General features: G+C 75.1%; 16 protein-coding genes. 7 read left to right on the forward strand and 9 right to left on the reverse strand.

Annotated features, from left to right (window positions below; all coding sequences use genetic code 11):
• Nucleotides 1-45: 45 nt before the first annotated feature.
• Nucleotides 46-309, forward strand: a complete 264-nt coding sequence (locus ACH4SL_RS24055; protein ID WP_398448886.1) for a hypothetical protein — start codon at nt 46-48, stop codon at nt 307-309.
• A 173-nt stretch (nt 310-482) separates the two neighbouring features.
• Here the strand turns inward: ACH4SL_RS24055 and ACH4SL_RS24060 are convergent, their stop codons facing one another.
• The 5 genes from ACH4SL_RS24060 to ACH4SL_RS24080 all read right to left on the reverse strand — a co-directional run bounded on the left by ACH4SL_RS24060 (nt 483) and on the right by ACH4SL_RS24080 (nt 6,261).
• The gene (locus tag ACH4SL_RS24060) at nt 483-1,760 is read right to left on the reverse strand and encodes a type ISP restriction/modification enzyme (protein WP_398448888.1); all 1,278 of its coding nucleotides are present in this window, start codon (nt 1,758-1,760) and stop codon (nt 483-485) included.
• A 14-nt stretch (nt 1,761-1,774) separates the two neighbouring features.
• Nucleotides 1,775-2,548 (reverse strand): GntR family transcriptional regulator, encoded by a 774-nt coding sequence (locus ACH4SL_RS24065; protein WP_398448890.1) that lies wholly within the window; start codon nt 2,546-2,548, stop codon nt 1,775-1,777.
• A complete protein-coding gene (hmgA, locus tag ACH4SL_RS24070; RefSeq protein WP_398448893.1) occupies nt 2,545-3,876 on the reverse strand; it encodes a homogentisate 1,2-dioxygenase in 1,332 nt (443 codons plus the stop codon). Before hmgA ends, ACH4SL_RS24065 begins: the two co-directional genes overlap by 4 nt.
• A gap of 149 nt (nt 3,877-4,025) precedes the next feature.
• Nucleotides 4,026-4,766, reverse strand: coding sequence for an SGNH/GDSL hydrolase family protein (locus ACH4SL_RS24075; RefSeq protein ID WP_398448895.1), 741 nt, complete (start codon nt 4,764-4,766; stop codon nt 4,026-4,028).
• 1 nt (nt 4,767) lies between these two features.
• The gene (locus ACH4SL_RS24080; RefSeq protein WP_398448898.1) at nt 4,768-6,261 is read right to left on the reverse strand and encodes a DHA2 family efflux MFS transporter permease subunit; all 1,494 of its coding nucleotides are present in this window, start codon (nt 6,259-6,261) and stop codon (nt 4,768-4,770) included.
• Between the two features lie 171 nt (nt 6,262-6,432).
• Here ACH4SL_RS24080 and ACH4SL_RS24085 point away from each other — a divergent pair, with 171 nt between their 5' ends.
• The 4 genes from ACH4SL_RS24085 (at nt 6,433) to ACH4SL_RS24100 (ending at nt 10,703) form a co-directional block, all read left to right on the forward strand.
• Nucleotides 6,433-7,071: a TetR/AcrR family transcriptional regulator gene (locus ACH4SL_RS24085; RefSeq protein ID WP_398448900.1), complete on the forward strand. Its 639-nt coding sequence runs from the start codon at nt 6,433-6,435 to the stop codon at nt 7,069-7,071.
• Between the two features lie 4 nt (nt 7,072-7,075).
• Nucleotides 7,076-7,693, forward strand: a complete 618-nt coding sequence (locus tag ACH4SL_RS24090; RefSeq protein ID WP_398448902.1) for a TetR/AcrR family transcriptional regulator — start codon at nt 7,076-7,078, stop codon at nt 7,691-7,693.
• 259 nt (nt 7,694-7,952) lie between these two features.
• Complete coding sequence (locus ACH4SL_RS24095) at nt 7,953-9,458, forward strand: aldehyde dehydrogenase family protein (RefSeq protein ID WP_398448904.1); 1,506 nt, start codon at nt 7,953-7,955, stop codon at nt 9,456-9,458.
• A 162-nt stretch (nt 9,459-9,620) separates the two neighbouring features.
• Complete coding sequence (locus ACH4SL_RS24100) at nt 9,621-10,703, forward strand: Zn-dependent alcohol dehydrogenase (RefSeq protein WP_398448906.1); 1,083 nt, start codon at nt 9,621-9,623, stop codon at nt 10,701-10,703.
• Nucleotides 10,704-10,778: 75 nt separating this feature from the next.
• Here the strand turns inward: ACH4SL_RS24100 and ACH4SL_RS24105 are convergent, their stop codons facing one another.
• Nucleotides 10,779-11,324 carry a DUF402 domain-containing protein gene (locus tag ACH4SL_RS24105; protein ID WP_398448908.1) on the reverse strand — a complete coding sequence of 182 codons (546 nt, stop codon included), beginning with the start codon at nt 11,322-11,324 and terminating at the stop codon, nt 10,779-10,781.
• A gap of 12 nt (nt 11,325-11,336) precedes the next feature.
• A complete protein-coding gene (locus ACH4SL_RS24110) occupies nt 11,337-12,041 on the reverse strand; it encodes a TetR/AcrR family transcriptional regulator (protein WP_398448911.1) in 705 nt (234 codons plus the stop codon).
• Nucleotides 12,042-12,156: 115 nt separating this feature from the next.
• On the opposite strand from ACH4SL_RS24110, the gene ACH4SL_RS24115 reads away from it, so the two are divergent.
• Both ACH4SL_RS24115 and ACH4SL_RS24120 read left to right on the forward strand, forming a co-directional pair.
• A complete protein-coding gene (locus ACH4SL_RS24115; RefSeq protein ID WP_398448913.1) occupies nt 12,157-13,317 on the forward strand; it encodes an acyl-CoA dehydrogenase family protein in 1,161 nt (386 codons plus the stop codon).
• A 112-nt stretch (nt 13,318-13,429) separates the two neighbouring features.
• On the forward strand, nt 13,430-14,050 hold the full coding sequence (locus ACH4SL_RS24120) for a TetR/AcrR family transcriptional regulator (protein ID WP_398448915.1): 621 nt from the start codon (nt 13,430-13,432) through the stop codon (nt 14,048-14,050).
• Between the two features lie 19 nt (nt 14,051-14,069).
• On the opposite strand, the gene ACH4SL_RS24125 is transcribed toward ACH4SL_RS24120, so the two are convergent.
• The gene (locus tag ACH4SL_RS24125; protein WP_398448917.1) at nt 14,070-14,534 is read right to left on the reverse strand and encodes a MaoC family dehydratase; all 465 of its coding nucleotides are present in this window, start codon (nt 14,532-14,534) and stop codon (nt 14,070-14,072) included.
• Nucleotides 14,535-14,637: 103 nt separating this feature from the next.
• Nucleotides 14,638-15,735: an LLM class flavin-dependent oxidoreductase gene (locus ACH4SL_RS24130; protein WP_398448919.1), complete on the reverse strand. Its 1,098-nt coding sequence runs from the start codon at nt 15,733-15,735 to the stop codon at nt 14,638-14,640.
• Nucleotides 15,736-15,814: the final 79 nt, after the last annotated feature.

Consider the following 15,814-nt stretch of genomic DNA (forward strand, 5'->3'; position numbering starts at 1 on the left):
TTTAGCCTGCCCGGGCCGGGAGCCCTCATCAGGGTGGGGAGAGTCATGGAACAGATAGCGATGCGCAGCAGGCCGAGAGTGCCTGCCATCAATGCGGGAACGGGCGCGTCCAGCGCTCGGCTCGACCGGCATCTGTCGATACTGGCCGGCCCCGCCGTACCCCAGCGCGAGGCCGAGGAGGCGACCGTGCTCATGCGCGAGCTGACCTCGCGTCCGGTGAGCCACGCCACGGCCAGCCGCAGCGCCCGGGTCTCGCTCTTCGCCCCGCTGCGCCGGCTGCGCAGGTCGCTGTTCGGCAACCGCCGCTGACCGCCTCCGGCTGCCGCTGAGCAGCCGCTGCCGCGTACGGTGCCGGTCCTCGGACGCGGCGGCCGGGCGTCGGCGTGCCCTTCTCTCCCCCTTGCCTGCGTCCAGCCGCGCCCGCCTCTCCCCGCGGGCCGACCGGCGCCCCGGGCCGCACTCTCCCCGCCCGCCCGGTGCGCTCACACCAGTGCGAACTGCCCGTCAGGACCCTCTTCCCGGTGGTCGAGCACGGACGCGGGGCGGCGCCTCGCCGCCGGCACCGGCAGCACCCCCGTGTCCCGCAGCTCCGCCGCGCCCACCCCGCCCCGGCCCTGCTCCCTCTCCTGACCCTGCCCCGGCCCCGGCTGCGGGGTCAGACGGCGGGCCAGCTCCCGGCGTTCGGCGTCCAGCTCGGCGAGCAGCGTCAGCACGCTGACCGTCTCCAGCAGCTCCGAGGTGCTGGACCTGGTCCACGGCGGCGGGCGCAGCGCCTCCAGCGAGCCGGGCGGGCCCGGCGCCGTACGCCGCTCCCACCACGCCTCCAGGACCCGCACCCCGCCGGCCGTGCGCTGCCACGCGGCGGGGGAGACGGGCGAGACGCGGCCCGCGCCGATCCGCAGCTCGCGCTGCTCCGGGTCGTACTCCAGCTCGCCGGGCCCGGGGGCCGCGGGCAGCGGCGCGCGGACGTAGGGGCGGCTGCCGCCGGGCAGCCGGGGCCCTCCGGGGTCGCGGCCCGCCGCCGGGTCCGCGAAGCGGGCGCCGCGGGTGTGCAGCCACACCAGCCGCTCGCCCAGCGCGACGCCGGCCCGCCACTGCTCGGGACCCGCCGCGAAGGGCACACGGCAGCCCTCGGGCGCGGCGTACCCGGCGGCCGCCACCCAGGCCAGCACGTCGTACGCGCTGACCCCGGCCCCGTACGCCGCGGACAGCGCCTCCAGCAGACCCGGCGCGAGATTCGGGTCCCGGCCGCCCGGCTGCCGGAACAGCGGGCGGATCCGGCCCGGGCGGCCCGCCGGGGAGCGGCCGTCGGGCAGCAGCGCGGCGAACGTCACCGGCGGCTCCTCCGCCTCGGGCACGAACGCCTGCTCCACCGCGAAGACCTGATGCCCGTCCAGCACCCGCCACAGCTCCGGCCGGGCGGCGTCCACCAGCCGGTGATCCGGTATCAGCCACTGCCGGTCGTAGGCCCCGTGCGCGATCGGCACCGGCTCGGGGCACGGCCCCTCCTCGCGCGCCAGCGCCGTGGTGGCCGTGCGGTGCCCCGGCAACTGCCCGACCCTGCTGTGCAGCCCGCGCGCCCGGCTGGGGTGCAGCAGCGCCTCCCGCTCCTCCTCGCCCGCCGCGGTGAACAGCGCCCAGCGTGCCCGCAGCGTCGCCGCGTCCGGAGCCACGGGCCAGCCGCGGCCGATGCGCAGCGGCGCCACGGACCAGGGCATCAGGTCGTGCAGCAGAGGCGCGTTGTCGCTCACCGCACGCATGCTACTGACGCCGCTCAGCGCGCCTCCATCGTCACGGTGAAGGAGAAGCGGTCTCCCCGGTAGTGGATCCGCACCACGTCCACAGCCTGCCCCGACTCGTCGTAGGTGACTCCCGTGTAGTGCAGGATCGGGCTGAGCAGGGGCACCTGCAGCAGCCGGGCCGTCTCCGGATCGGCCAGCCGCGCCTCCACCGTGTCGGTGATCCGGCTGATCCGCACCCCCAGCACGTCCTTGAGCACCTTGGTCATCGGCCAGCGCTCCAGATCGGCCAGGTCGATCCTCGCGGCGGTCTCCGGGCGGAGGAAGTTCTCCGCCCAGTTGGTCGGCTCGCCCTGCTCGTCGCAGCGCAGCCGGCGGAAGGCCACCGCCTCGTCCAGCCCGGGGAAGTGCTCGCGCACCCCGGGCGGCAGCGACGCCGGGCCGTGCTGGAAGACCGCGGTGCGCCCCCCGGACTGCTGCGCCACGATCGCGTCGACCGAGCCGAGCAGCCGCACCGGGGCGCCGCGCAGCGCCGTCGGCTCGATGAACGTGCCCCGCTTGCGGTGCCGGGAGATCAGGCCCTCGTCCTCCAGTTCCTTGAGCGCCTGCCGCATGGTGAGCACGCTCACCCCGTAGTGCCCGGCGAGGGCGTCCTCGGTTGGCAGCCGCAGCGGGTCGTCCTGGTGGCGGCCCAGTATCGACGCGCGCAGCGACTGCGAGACCTGGTACCACAGCGGCAGCTTGCGGTTCAGGACCAGGGAATCCGGGGCGAAGGGAGAGGCGGAGGGGGGAGAGGCGGAGGAGGTCACAGCCGGAAGTTTCTCTCAAGGCCCTCCCACACCGCGTCGTAGTCCGGCTGCCGGTGACCGGCGGACAGGGCGAACTCGGTGGGCACGACCGGCCAGCGCGTCTCGAACATGAACGCCAGCCCGTCGTCCACCCGCTGCGGTATCAACTCGGCGGTGCTGGCCCGGTCGAAGGTGGTCCGGTCGGGGCCGTGCGCGGACATCATGTTGTGCAGCGAGGCGCCGCCGGGCACGAAGCCCTCCGCCTTGGCGTCGTAGGCGCCCTCGATCAGGCCCATGAACTCCGACATCACGTTGCGGTGGAAGTACGGCGGGCGGAAGGTGTCCTCGCCGACCAGCCAGCGCGGTGCGAAGACCACGAAATCCGCACCGGCCAGGCCCGGGGTGTCGGAGGGCGACGTCAGCACCGTGAAGATCGACGGATCCGGGTGGTCGTAGCTGATCGACCCCAGCACGTTGAAGCGGCGCAGGTCGTACAGGTACGGCACATGGCTGCCGTGCCAGGCCACCACGTCGAGCGGCGAGTGGTCGTAGCGCGCCGACCACAGATTGCCGCCGAACTTGTTGACGACGTCCGTTTCCTCGTCCCCGTCCTCGTACGCAGCGACGGGGGCGAGGAAATCCCGCGCGTTGGCGAGCCCGTTGGCGCCGATCGGGCCCAGCTCGGGCAGTTGGAAGGGGCGGCCGTAGTTCTCGCACACATAGCCGCGGGCGGTGCCGTCCGGCACGTCGACCGCGAAGCGGACACCGCGCGGGATCAGCGCGACCTGGCCCGGCTCGGCCCGCAGCCGGCCGAACTCCGTCCGCAGCAGCAGCGCGCCCTGCTGCGGCACGATCAGGAACTCGCCGTCCGCGCTGGAGAACACCCGCCCGGCCATCGCGCGGTTGGCGCCGTACCAGTGGATGCCGATCCCCTCGCGGCGCAGCACATCGCCGTTGCCACCCACCGTGACCAGGCCCTGCACGAAGTCGGCCGGCTCCTCGGGCAGCGGCAGCGGCCCCCAGCGCAGCCGGTTGGGATCGGGCTCCACGTCCTGGAACGGGCCGCTGCGCAGCGCGCCGTTCGGCACCCGGTGGAAGGGGGGATGCGCGGCGGAGGGGCGGATCCGGTAGAGCCAGCTGCGCCGGTTGTGCGCGCGCGGCTCGGTGAAGGCGGTGCCGCTCAGCTGCTCCGCGTACAGCCCGAAGGGCGCGCGCTGCGGTGCGTTCCGCCCCACCGGGAGGGCGCCGGGCACCGCCTCGCTGCTGTGCTCGTTGCCGAAGCCCGGCGAGTAGTCGAGCCCCTTGCCCGCCCCGTCGCCGCCGAGGTCTTCCCTGCCGAAGTCGTCCATGATGCGCTCCCCGCTCGCGTTGCCGTCGTGATTCCTATGCTGAACCATAGGAATCACGACGGCAACCCTCGCCCGGGCGCCCTGTGGACAACTCCGGACGACCCCCGTGCGCCCGGATCGCACCCCGCCGGCCGGTCCGGCCCCGGCCGTCAGGCCGGTGCCGCACCGACCCGGCCCCGGGCCTCCGGGACGGCCGCGCCCAGCTCCCGCAGCACCGCCGCCGCGATCACCGCGTGGCCGCGGGCCGAGGCGTGGACGAGGTCGGCGCTGTAGAGGGCGCGGTCGCCGGCCGCCGGGTGGCCGTACATCTCGACCACCAGCGCCCCGTGGCGCTTCGCGGCCCGGCGCACGATGTCGCCCAGCACCGCGAGGCCGTCCTCCAGCGGGCCGCCGCGCAGCTCGGGCACGGCGGCGGTCACGTTCAGCAGGGAGAAGGTGAAGACGGTGGTGCCCGGGACGGCGAGGCTGCCGAAGAGCAGGTCCATCTCGGCGGCGACCGCGTCGGGGGAGAAGCCCGGCAGCAGCAGGTCGTTGCCGCCGCAGACCACGGCCACCAGGTCGGGCGCGAAGGCGGCGGCCCGCTCGGTCTGCCCCGCGCGCACCTGGGCGGTCGTCAGCCCGCGGACCCCGAGGTTCAGATACTCCAGGCCGGGCGCGGCGGCGTGCAGCGCCTCCGCGGTGCGATCGGCCCAGGACGCCGTGCGGTAGCCCGGGAGCGGATCGCCCAGGCCCTCGGCGAGGCTGTCGCCCAGCACCGCGAAGCGCCGCCAGGGCGCCCCGCGCAGCAGCGCGCCGCTCTCGCCCTCGGCGAGGCAGTGCGGGTCGGTGGCCTCGGTGGGGCGGCCGCCCGCGCCGGAGGATCCGGCGTCGGGGTCGTGCGTGCGGTCCACGTCAGGACTCCTTCGGCAGGGTGCGGGTCATGGCCAGGCCCACCACGGCGGCGCCCGCGGCCAGCAGCGCGCAGACCAGGAAGACGTCGCGGTAGGCCTGCGGCCCGGCGATCCCGTGCGCGGCGATCACCGACGCGGTGGCGGCGACGCCGAGCGACCCGCCGAGCTGCCGGGCCGTCGTCGTCATGCCCACCCCGGAGGCGAACTGCTGCGGCGGCAGGGACCGGGCCGCCGCCGTCGACAGCGCGGTCAGGGCGCCGCCGAAGGCCGCGCCGCCGACCAGGCCCATCGGCAGCCACAGGGACAGGAAGTGCGCGTCGGCGCCCAGGCCCAGATACATCCAGACGCCGACCGCGGTGAACGCCGCCATGGAGACCGCGACCACCGCGGGCAACTGGTGCGGTTTGGCCCGCTTGCCGACCGCGACGGCGGCGACCGCCGAGGTCAGGGCTCCGGGGGTGACGGCGAATCCGGCCTTGAGTACCGAGTAGTGCCACACCGTGGTGAGGAACAGCGGGCTGCTGAGCAGCCAGGCGAAGAGCGCCGCCCCGGTGAAGGCCGCGGCGGCCGACGACACCGCGAAGGTCGGGTTGCGGAAGAGCGAGATCTCGACGGCGGGCACCCGGTGGCGTGCGGACCGCAGCAGCGCGAGCGCGATCAGGGCCGCGCCGCCCGCGACGCTCGCCACGGTGGCGGCCTCGCCCCAGCCCCAGTCGCTGCCCTTGGTCAGCCCCAGCACCAGCAGCGCGATGCCCGCGGTGACGGCGGTCGTGCCGACCGGGTCGGGCAGCTGCCGCTGGGCGCCGGTCCGCTCCGGCAGGCCGCGCAGGCCCGCCAGGACGAGGGCGGCGCCGACGGGGACGTTGATCAGGAAGACCGCGCGCCAGCCGAAGGCGTCGACCAGGACGCCGCCGAGCGCGGGACCCGCCGCCGTGGCCATGGAACCGGCCGCTCCCCAGGCGCCTATGGCCGCGGGAAGGCGCTGCGGCGGGGTCGTGGCGAGCAGCAGTCCGAGCGCCGCCGGGATCATGCCCGCCGCTGTGGCGCCCTGCAGGGCGCGGGCGGTGATCAGCAGCGGCAGGTTCTGCGCGACGGCGCACAGCGCGGAGGTGAGCGTGAAGCCGGTGAGCGAGGCCAGGAAGAGCTTCTTGCGGCCGAAGGCGTCGGCGATACGCCCGGCCGGGGTCAGCAGCGCCGCGAAGAGCACGGCGTAGCTGCTGACCACCCACGACAGGTCGGAGACCTTGTCCGCGGGGAAGCTCTTGGCCAGGTCGGGAAAGGCGACGTTGACGACGGTGGTGTCGAGGAACGCGATGAAGGTCGCCCCCGCGCTGAGCAGCAGCACGGTGCCGGGCTTCGCCGGGGAGCCGCCGTCCGGGCCGGGGGACGGGCCGGCGGACGGGCCGGCGGATGCGGCGGTGGACGTGGCGGGGGACGGGCCGGCGGATGCGGCGGTGGGGGCGGAGGGATTTGAGGGACCGGCGGGAGGAGACATGGCCTTCCTTAGCCTCGGCAAAGAAACATACTTGCGGTACGGAACATACATACCGTAGGTATGTGACTGTCAAGCGGTGCTGTTGGCTAGGGTGGGGACACGGATCGCACACGGGCGGGGGCGGCGCCGCGCCGAAAGACGCGGCAAGGCGGGCAGGACAGGAGGACGGCCGTGACGGCAGCGCGTACGGCGACCGGGCACAGCGCGGGGCAGCCGCGGGTGCGCCCGACGCAGCAGGAGCGCTCGGACGCGACGGTCGAGGACCTGCTGGCCGCCGCCCGCGCCCTCTTCGCGACCGCCGGGTACGCCGCCACTTCCCTGGACGCGGTCTGCGAGCGCGCCGGGGTGACCAAAGGCGCGCTCTACCACCACTTCTCCGGCAAGAAGCAGCTCTTCGCGGCCGTCTACGCCCGCGAGCAGGAACGCCTCAACGAGCGGATCACCGCCGCCTACCGCACCGTCACCGACCCGTGGGGGGCCGTCCTCGAAGGCTGCCGCGCCTACCTGGAGGCCTCGCTCGACCCCGGTGTGCAGCGCATCACGCTCCTCGACGCGCCCGGCGCCCTCGGCTGGGAGGCGATGCGCGAACTCGACGACAACTGCCGCGAGCTGACCCGCAGGGGAGTCGCCCGCGCCATCCGCAAGGGCGCCCTGCCCGACCGCCCGGCCGACCCGCTGACCTCGCTGCTCTACGGCGGCCTGAGCGAGAGCGCGATGGCCATCGCCCGCGCCGGCGACCCGCAGGCCGCGCTGGACGACGCGCTCACCGACCTGCGCCGGCTCTTCGACGCCCTCGCCGCCGGGAGCTGACCGGATGGCGGGCGACGGCGGCCAACCGGGCGCGGACAGCGGCCTGCTGCGCCGCACGCCCGTCCAGCAGCGCAGCACCGAGCGGCTGGAGCGCATCCTCGACGCCTGCGCGCGGCTGCTCGACGAGGGCGGCTACGAACGGCTCAGCACCAGGGCCGTCGCCGCCCGCGCCGGGGTGCCGATCGGCTCGGTCTACCGCTTCTTCGCCGACAAGCGCGCGATGGCCGACGCCCTCGCGCACCGCAACCTCGACGAATTCCTGGCCAGGACCGCCGCCCGGCTCGACGCCCCCGGCGCCGCGAGCGGCTGGCGCTCCGCCGTCGAGGTGCTGGTGGACGAGTACACCGCCATGAAGCGCACCGCCCCCGGCTTCGCGCTGCTGGACTTCGGGGTGCCCGGCGAGACCAACCACGACCTCGCCGAGCGGATCCCCGCGCTGCTCGGCGACCGCCTCACCACCGACCCCGCCGACCCGCGGCTGCGCATGGCGCTGACGGTCGCCGTCGAGGCCGCGGACGCCGCGCTGCAACTGGCCTTCCGCACCGACCCGGCGGGCGATCCGCGGCTCGTCGCCGAGACCAAGGCGCTGCTGCTCGCCTACCTCGCGACGGTCCTGGACTGACCGCGCGAGCGACGGACCCGGCCGCGGCCGCGTACGCCGGGCCGCACACGGCCGTACCGGCGCCGGTACGCATCTACCGGGCCGCCCAACGGCCGGAATACGCCCCGAGGCGGCGGCCCACGGCGGTGCGGTGCGGGCGCACGCCCCCGGGCGCGCGGGCGCGCCGGGCAGGACCGGGCCCGGCGGGCCCTGGCACCGTAAAACTATCGGCGCTAGTTTGGGTGTCGGACGCAAGCACTCGGAAGGCGGCAGGTGGAGCATGGCTGACGGCGCGCGGACGGACGGCAAGGCGGAAGAGGCAGGCACGGGCCGCCCGGCGGAGGACGCCGCCGCGGCGGCGCGGGCCGCGAGCGGCGGGAAGGTCTACCCCGGGCGGGAGGCGCTGTTCGTCGCCGGGGAATGGCGGCCCGCCGCCGGTGCGGGACTGATCGAGGTGCTCGACCCGACCACCGAGCAGGTCGTCGGCCGGGTCCCGGCAGGTGACGCGCAGGACGTGGACGCCGCCGTACGGGCCGCCCGCGGCGCGCTGCCCGGCTGGGCCGCCACCGCGCCCGCCGCACGCGCGGCCGTTCTCGCCGCCGCCCGCGACCTGCTGGCCGCGCGCCGGGAGGAGGTCGCCGCGACCGTCTCCGCCGAGCTCGGCGCGCCGCCCGCCTTCGCCGCCGCCGTGCACGCCGACCTGCCCACCGCCGTGCTGGCCGGATACGCCGAGCTGGCCGCCGCGCACCCCTTCGAGGAGCGCATCGGCAATTCCCGGGTGCTGCACGAGCCGGTCGGCGTCGTGGGCGCGATCACCCCGTGGAATTACCCGCTGCACCAGATCGTCGCCAAGGTCGCCCCCGCGCTCGCCGCGGGCTGCACGGTGGTGCTCAAGCCCGCCGAGGACACCCCGCTCGTGGCGCAGCTCTTCGCGGAGATCCTGGCCGCGGCAGGGCTGCCCGCCGGGGTGTTCAACCTGGTCACGGGCCTCGGCCCGGTCGCAGGAGCGGCGCTCGCCGAGCATCCGGACGTCGACCTGGTCTCCTTCACCGGCTCCACCGCGGTCGGGCGGCGGATCGGCGCCGCGGCCGGATCGGCCGTCAAGCGCGTCGCGCTCGAACTCGGCGGGAAGTCCGCCAACGTCATCCTGCCCGGCGCCGACCTGGCCAGGGCCGTCAACGTCGGCCTGGCCAACGTCTTCGCCAACTCCGGCCAGACGTGCAGCGCCTGGACGCGCATGCTGGTCGACGCCGAGCGCTACGACGAGGCCGTGGCGATCGCCGCGGCCGCCACCGCCAAGTACGTGCCGGGCGAGCGCCTCGGCCCCGTCGTCAACGCCAGGCAGCGCGAGCGCGTCCGCGGCTACATCCGGCGCGGCATCGAGGAGGGCGCCCGGGTCGTGGCGGGCGGCCCCGACGCGCCGGACGGCCTGGAGCGCGGCTACTACGTCCGGCCCACCGTCTTCGCGGATGTCGCGCCGGACATGGCGATCGCGCAGGAGGAGATCTTCGGCCCGGTCGTCGTCCTGATCCGCTACGAGGACGAGGAGGACGCGCTGCGCATCGCCAACGGCACGGTCTACGGTCTCGCCGGAGCCGTGTGGGGCGCGGACGAGGACACCGCCGTCGCCTTCGCCCGCCGCATGGACACCGGCCAGGTCGACATCAACGGCGGCCGGTTCAACCCGCAGGCCCCCTTCGGCGGCTACAAGCAGTCCGGGGTGGGCCGCGAACTGGGTCCGCACGGTCTGGCCGAATACCTCCAGACCAAGTCGCTCCAGTTCTGACGCTCGGCCGCCCGCGCAAGGCCCCGCCACCCGTGCGCACCGATGTGACGTCACATCGACAGATCGACAAGACGTCACCGCGCGGGAGCGGCCAAGGCCTCGCACCGCCCCCGCACCAGTAGGCTCACCCGTCCGCCCCGCCGTACCGATCAGGAGACAGCCGTGGTCCGCGCCGCCGTCCTGCCCGCCGTCAACGCACCGCTGGTCGTCACCGACATCGAGCTGCCCGACCCCGGGCCCGGCCAGGTCCGGGTGCGGCTCGCGGCCGCGGGCGTCTGCCACTCCGACCTGTCGCTGTCCAACGGCACGCTGCGCCAGCCCGTCCCCGCGGTGCTCGGCCACGAGGGCGCCGGGACGGTCGTCGCCGTCGGCGAGGGCGTCGGCCATGTCGCCCCCGGCGACCCGGTGGTGCTCAACTGGGCGCCCGCCTGCGGCCACTGCCACTTCTGCGGGCTCGGCGAGCCGTGGCTGTGCGCCAACGCGGGTGCGGCGGCCGCGCAGCCGTACGCCACGCTCGCCGCCGACGGCACCCCGCTCCACCCGGGCCTGGGCACCGCCGTCTTCGCCGAGGAGACCGTGGTGTCCGCGGGCGCCGTGCTGCCGCTGCCGCCGGGCGTGCCGCTCACGGACGCCGCGCTGCTCGGCTGCGCGGTGCTGACCGGCTACGGCGCCGTGCACCACGCGGCGGCCGTCCGCGAGGGCGAGTCGGTCGCCGTCCACGGCATCGGCGGCGTCGGGCTCGCGGTCGTCCAGGCCGCGCGGATCGCGGGCGCCGGACGGATCGTCGCCGTCGACGTGGCGCCCGGCAAGGAGGAGCTGGCGCGCGCGGCGGGCGCGACCGACTTCCTCGTCGCCGGTGAGGACACCGCCCGCGCCGTCCGCGCTCTGACCGGCGGCTACGGCGCCGACGTCGCCGTCGAGTGCGCGGGCCGCGCGGAGACGATCCGCGCCGCCTGGTCCTGCACGCGGCGCGGCGGGCGGACGACGGTGGTCGGCATCGGCGGCCAGGACCAGAAGGTCACCTTCAGCGCGCTGGAACTCTTCTACTTCGGGCGGACGCTGGCGGGCTGCGTGTACGGCAACTGCGACCCGGCCGTCGATCTGCCCGTCCTGGCCGAGCATGTGCGCGAGGGCCGCTTCGACCTGTCCGGCATGGTCACCGACCGGATCGGCCTGGACGGCATCCCGGCGGCGTTCGAGGCGATGACGGCAGGCCGCGGCGGCCGGGCCCTCGTCGTCTTCTGAGCCCCCGCCGGGCCCGTATCCGTACCGCTCGCCACCGTCAGGCCGCCGGCCCCGTATCCGTACCGCCCGGCCGCGTCACAGCGCCGGGTCCACCATCGCCAGCCACGGCTCGTGCGCGCCGCCGAACGGGCCCGCGCACCGCGCCACGGCGTCCATCAGCCACTCCGCGGAGGCCTGCGCGGAGGCGATGACGTCGGGCGGGTAGCCGTACCGCACCTGGTGCTCGGCGAATTCGTCCTCGTCGACGAGGATCGGCGCCGCCGCGTCGCGCTTGCGCAGCACGTCGAGGTCGAGGTCGACCATCGTCACCTCGTCGCGCGAGGGCCACTGCGGCGGCGTGGTGATGTCGCAGTAGATCTCGGTGCTGCGCGGCGCCGCGTTGAAGACCGCCGTCCACCACGCGTCGCGCGGGAAGAGCAGGACGTGGGCCTCGGCTATCGTCACGTCCGGGTCGTGCCCCTTGCGCATCACGCCGTTCGGCGGCAGCCCGAGCCACACGCCGTGCTCGTCCTCACCGAGCCGGTGCATCCGCAGGTTCCAGTGCAGAGTGCCGTCGTATTTGTGGTAATTGACCTGGACGAGGCCGTGCGCGCTCGGTGCTGCTGAATCCGGAGTCGACATGGCGCCATCCTGTCAGCCGCCGTCCACCGCCCGGCCGTCTTCGGACATTCCGTCCCCGCCGCCCACCTCGGCCGCGTACCGGAGGGCGAGGCCGTCGATGAGCGCCCGCAGCCCCGTGTCGAAGGCGCCCTCGTCGACCCGCTCGCGGTGCTGTGCGAGCAGGTGGGCCTGGCCGAGGTGCGGGTAGTCGGCCGGGTCGTACGCGGCCTCGTCGCCGACGAAGCCGCCCGCGAAGGAGCCGAGGGCGGAGCCCGTCACGAAGTAGCGCATCGCGGCGCCGATCCTGGTGGCCTGGGCGGGCGGCCAGCCCGCCGCCACCATGCCGCCGAAGACGGCGTCGGCCATCCGCAGGCCCGCGGGGCGCAGCCCGGGGCCGACCGCCAGGAAGGGCACGATGTTGGGGTGCGCGCTGAGCGCCGCGCGGTAGGAGCGGCCCCACGCCAGCAGCGCCTGCCGCCAGCCGGACCCGGCGAGCGCCCCCGCCGTGCCGCCGCCGTCGAACATCGACACGTCGACCTGCCCGACGACGGTGTCGGCGACGGCGTCGAGGATCGCCTCCTTGGTGGCGAAGTGGTTGTAGAGCGAGGGGCCGCTCACGCCCAGCTCCGCCGCGAGCCGCCGGGTGGACAGCGCGGCCAGGCCCTCGGCGTCGACGAGCGCGAGCGCGGTCGTGACGATGCGGTCGCGGCTCAGCAGAGGCTTGCGGGGGCGGGCCATGCGGCACATAGTAGGGGCTGCCGACAGAAAACTAGCGATGGTAGTTTCCGCGGCCACCGGACCGCGCGCCCGGGGCGGGGAAGGGCATCGCGCCGCAGGGGAAGGCGGAAGGGACATGGCCGTGACGTTCGGGCTGTCCGCCGAGCAGGCCGACATGAAGGCGCTGGCCAGGGATTTCGCCGAGCGGGAGATCGTCCCGTACGCGGCCGCGTGGGACCGCGCCGAGGCCGTGGACCGGGCGATCGTCAAGAAACTCGGCGCGGTCGGCTTCCTGGGCCTGACCATCGGGGAGGAGTACGGCGGCTCGGGCGCCGACCACCTGGCGTACTGCCTGGTCACCGAGGAGCTGGGGCGCGCGGACTCGTCCGTGCGCGGCATCGTGTCGGTCTCCCTCGGCCTGGTCGCCAAGTCCGTCGCGCAGTGGGGGAGCCAGGCGCAGAAGCGCCACTGGCTGCCCCGGCTCACCTCGGGCGACGCGATCGGCTGCTTCGGACTCACCGAACCCGGCACCGGCTCCGATGCGGCGAACCTGACCACCCGCGCGGTCCGGGACGGCGACGGCTACGTCATCACCGGCGGCAAGACCTTCATCACCAACGGCACCTGGGCCGACGTCGTCCTGCTCTTCGCCCGCACCGGCACCGCCGCCGACGGCCACCGCGGGGTCAGCGCCTTCCTCGTCCCGGCCGACGCCCCCGGCCTGACCCGGCGGGAGATCCACGGCAAGCTCGGGCTGCGCGGCCAGGCCACGGCCGAGATCACCCTCGACGCCGTCCGCGTCCCCGCCGACGCGCTGCTCGGCCCCGAGGGCAAGGGCTTCTCGGTGGCGATGTCGGCGCTGGCCAAGGGCCGGATGTCGGTCGCGGCGGGCTGCGTCGGCATCGCCCAGGCGTGCCTGGACGCCGCGGTCGGCTACGCGGGGGAGCGCGAGCAGTTCGGCGCACCGATCGCGGGGCGCCAGCTCGTCCAGGAGCTGCTGGCCGACATCGCCGTGGACGTGGCCGCGGCCCGCCTGCTGACCTGGCAGGTCGCCGACCTCATCGACCGCGGGCAGCCCTTCGCGACCGAGTCGTCCGTCGCCAAGCTGCACGCGAGCGAGGCGGCGGTGCGCTGCGCGAACAACGCGCTCCAGGTCTTCGGCGGCTACGGCTACATCGACGAATACCCGGTGGGCAAGCTGCTGCGGGACGCCCGCGTCATGACGCTGTACGAGGGCACGAGCCAGATCCACAAGCTGCTGATAGGTCGCTCCCTCACCGGGGTGTCCGCGTTCTGAGACCTCCTGCTGCCGCTAAGCGCTTGCTCACCCGCCCGGGTAAGGTGTGACCCTGACAACCGCGCGGCCGGCTCTCCCGGCCGTGTCAACGGGTCCGAGGAGCGTGCGAGCGATGAGTGCGGAGGCGGCGACCGGCGAGGCGTGGGAGGACGTCACCCCCGACGCCGCCAGGCGGCTGGTGATCGCCGCGGTGGAGGCGTTCGCCGAGCGCGGCTACCACGCCACGACCACCAGGGACATCGCGGGGCGGGCCGGGATGAGCCCCGCGGCGCTCTACATCCACTACAAGACCAAGGAAGAGCTGCTCTACCAGATCAGCAAGGTGGGCCATCTGCGCTCGCTGGCGATGCTGGGCGAGGCACGCGACAGCGGCGGCACCGCCGCCGACCGGCTCGGGTCGGCCGTGAGCGCCTTCGTGCGCTGGCACGCCGAGCACCACACCACCGGGCGGGTCGTGCAGTACGAGCTCGGCGCGCTCGCCGAGGACCACTACGCCGAGATCGTCGTGCTGCGGCGGCAGAGCGAGGACGCGATCCGTACGATCATCGCCGACGGGGTGGCCGCCGGGGAGTTCGACGTGCCCGAGGTGCCGGGCACCACGCTGGCCGTGCTGTCGCTGTGCATCGACGTGGCCCGCTGGTTCAACCCCGCAGGGCGCCGTACGCCCGACGAGGTCGGCGCGCTGTACGCCGACCTCGTGCTGCGGATGGTGGGGGCGGACGGCGGGGAGTGACCGGCGGGCGCCGGGCGGCTCACAGGTAGAAGCGCGCCACCGTCTCGGCCACGCACACCGGCTTCTCCTCGCCCTCGCGCTCGATCGTCACCCGGGTGACGACCTGGAAGCCGCCCTTCGCCTCCGCCACGTCGGCGATCACCGCTGTGGCGCGCAGCCGCGAGCCGACCGGTACGGGAGCGGGGAAGCGCACCTTGTTGACGCCGTAGTTGACGCCCATCCGCACGCCCTCGACACGGAAGAGCTGCGGCGTCAGCGACGGGATCAGCGACAGCGTCAGGAAGCCGTGCGCGATCGTGCCGCCGAAGGGGCCCTGCGCCGCCCGCTCCGGGTCGACGTGGATCCACTGGTGGTCGCCGGTGGCCTCCGCGAAGGCGTCGACGCGCTTCTGCTCGATCTCCAGCCAGTCCGTCCAGCCGAGCTGTTCACCGACGGCCGCCCGCAGCTCGTCGGGGGAGGCGAAGACGCGGGGCTGCTGGGACATGGGCGGGGCCTCCGGGCGGTGACGGGTTTCGCGGGCCATTGCGCCGGGAAGATCTGGCGGGTTTCCAAGCGCTTGCTCAGCATGGTTCCGGCTCTTCCGGCTGTCAACGCCGCCCGCCGCCCGGCGCGTCCGGCACGGCATGGCGGTCCGGTGGGGCGGGCGCGGCAGGAGCAGGCGCCGTCGTGGGAGCCGTCAGCGCGTCGAGCGCGGGGCGCAGCGCCACGAGCCGGTCGAGCATGCCGAGCTGCGCGGCGATGTCCGGCACGGCCATGCGCAGCACCAGATGCCGGGCCCCCTGCGCGACGTATCGGCCGAGCTTGTCCACGACCGCCTCGGGTGTGCCCGCCGCCAGCGCCTGGATCGCCGCCATCTCCGTAAGCGGCAGCCCGTAGTTGGCCCGCGCGTACGCCTCCAGGGCCGCCTGCCCGCCGTCCGCCGCGTCGGTGAGCAGGACGTTCACGAAGAGGGCGGGGCTGAACGGCGCCGCCCCGCGTCCCGCCTCCGCCGCGGTGGCGCGGATGGCGGTGAGGCCGGCGCCGTAGTCCGCGGGGTCGGGCGGGTAGGGCATCCAGCCGTCGTAGAGGCGTCCGGTACGGGCCAGCGCGGCCTCGGTGGCGCCGCCCAGCCAGACCGGCGGGCCGCCCGGCCGGAAGGCGCGGATGCCGGGCGCGACGTCGTCGAACCGCAGCACCTCGCCGTGGTAGGTGACCGGGCCCTCGCCCGTCCACAGCCGCCGCCACAGCTCCACCGTCTCGTCCAGCCGCCGGAAGCGGCGCGGCCACGGGGTGCCGGCCATCGCGTAGACGGGCCGCCCGAAGCGCCCGGGAAATCCCGCGCCCACCCCCAGCACCAGCCGCCCGCCGGACAGCAGGTCGACGGAGGCGATCGTCTGCGCGGCCTGCACGGGCGTGCGCAGCGCGGGCAGCAGCGCTCCCGTGCCGAGCGTGACGCGCTCCGTCACGGCGGCGAGCGCGGCGAGCGTGCTGAGGGCTTCGAGCCGCGGCGTGAGCAGCGAGTCGGTGACCCACAGCGAGTCGAAGCCGGTCCGCTCGGCCCGTACGCCGAAAGCGACGGCCTCCCGCGGATCCGTTCCGGCCTCCCACTGGGCGGCGGTACTGGGCACGAAGACCCCGAGCCGTACGCGGTCGGTGGTGGCGGAGGTGTCGGGGGCGGTGGTCCGGTCGGCGAGTGCGCGTGTCATACCGCCGATCGTCGGGAGCCGCGGGCATGCGCTCAATTCCCGGCAGGGAATGGCCGGTGCGAGCGGGCCGGGCTAGAAA

Source organism: Streptomyces sp. NPDC021020 (assembly GCF_044333285.1).
GTDB lineage: Bacteria > Actinomycetota > Actinomycetes > Streptomycetales > Streptomycetaceae > Actinacidiphila.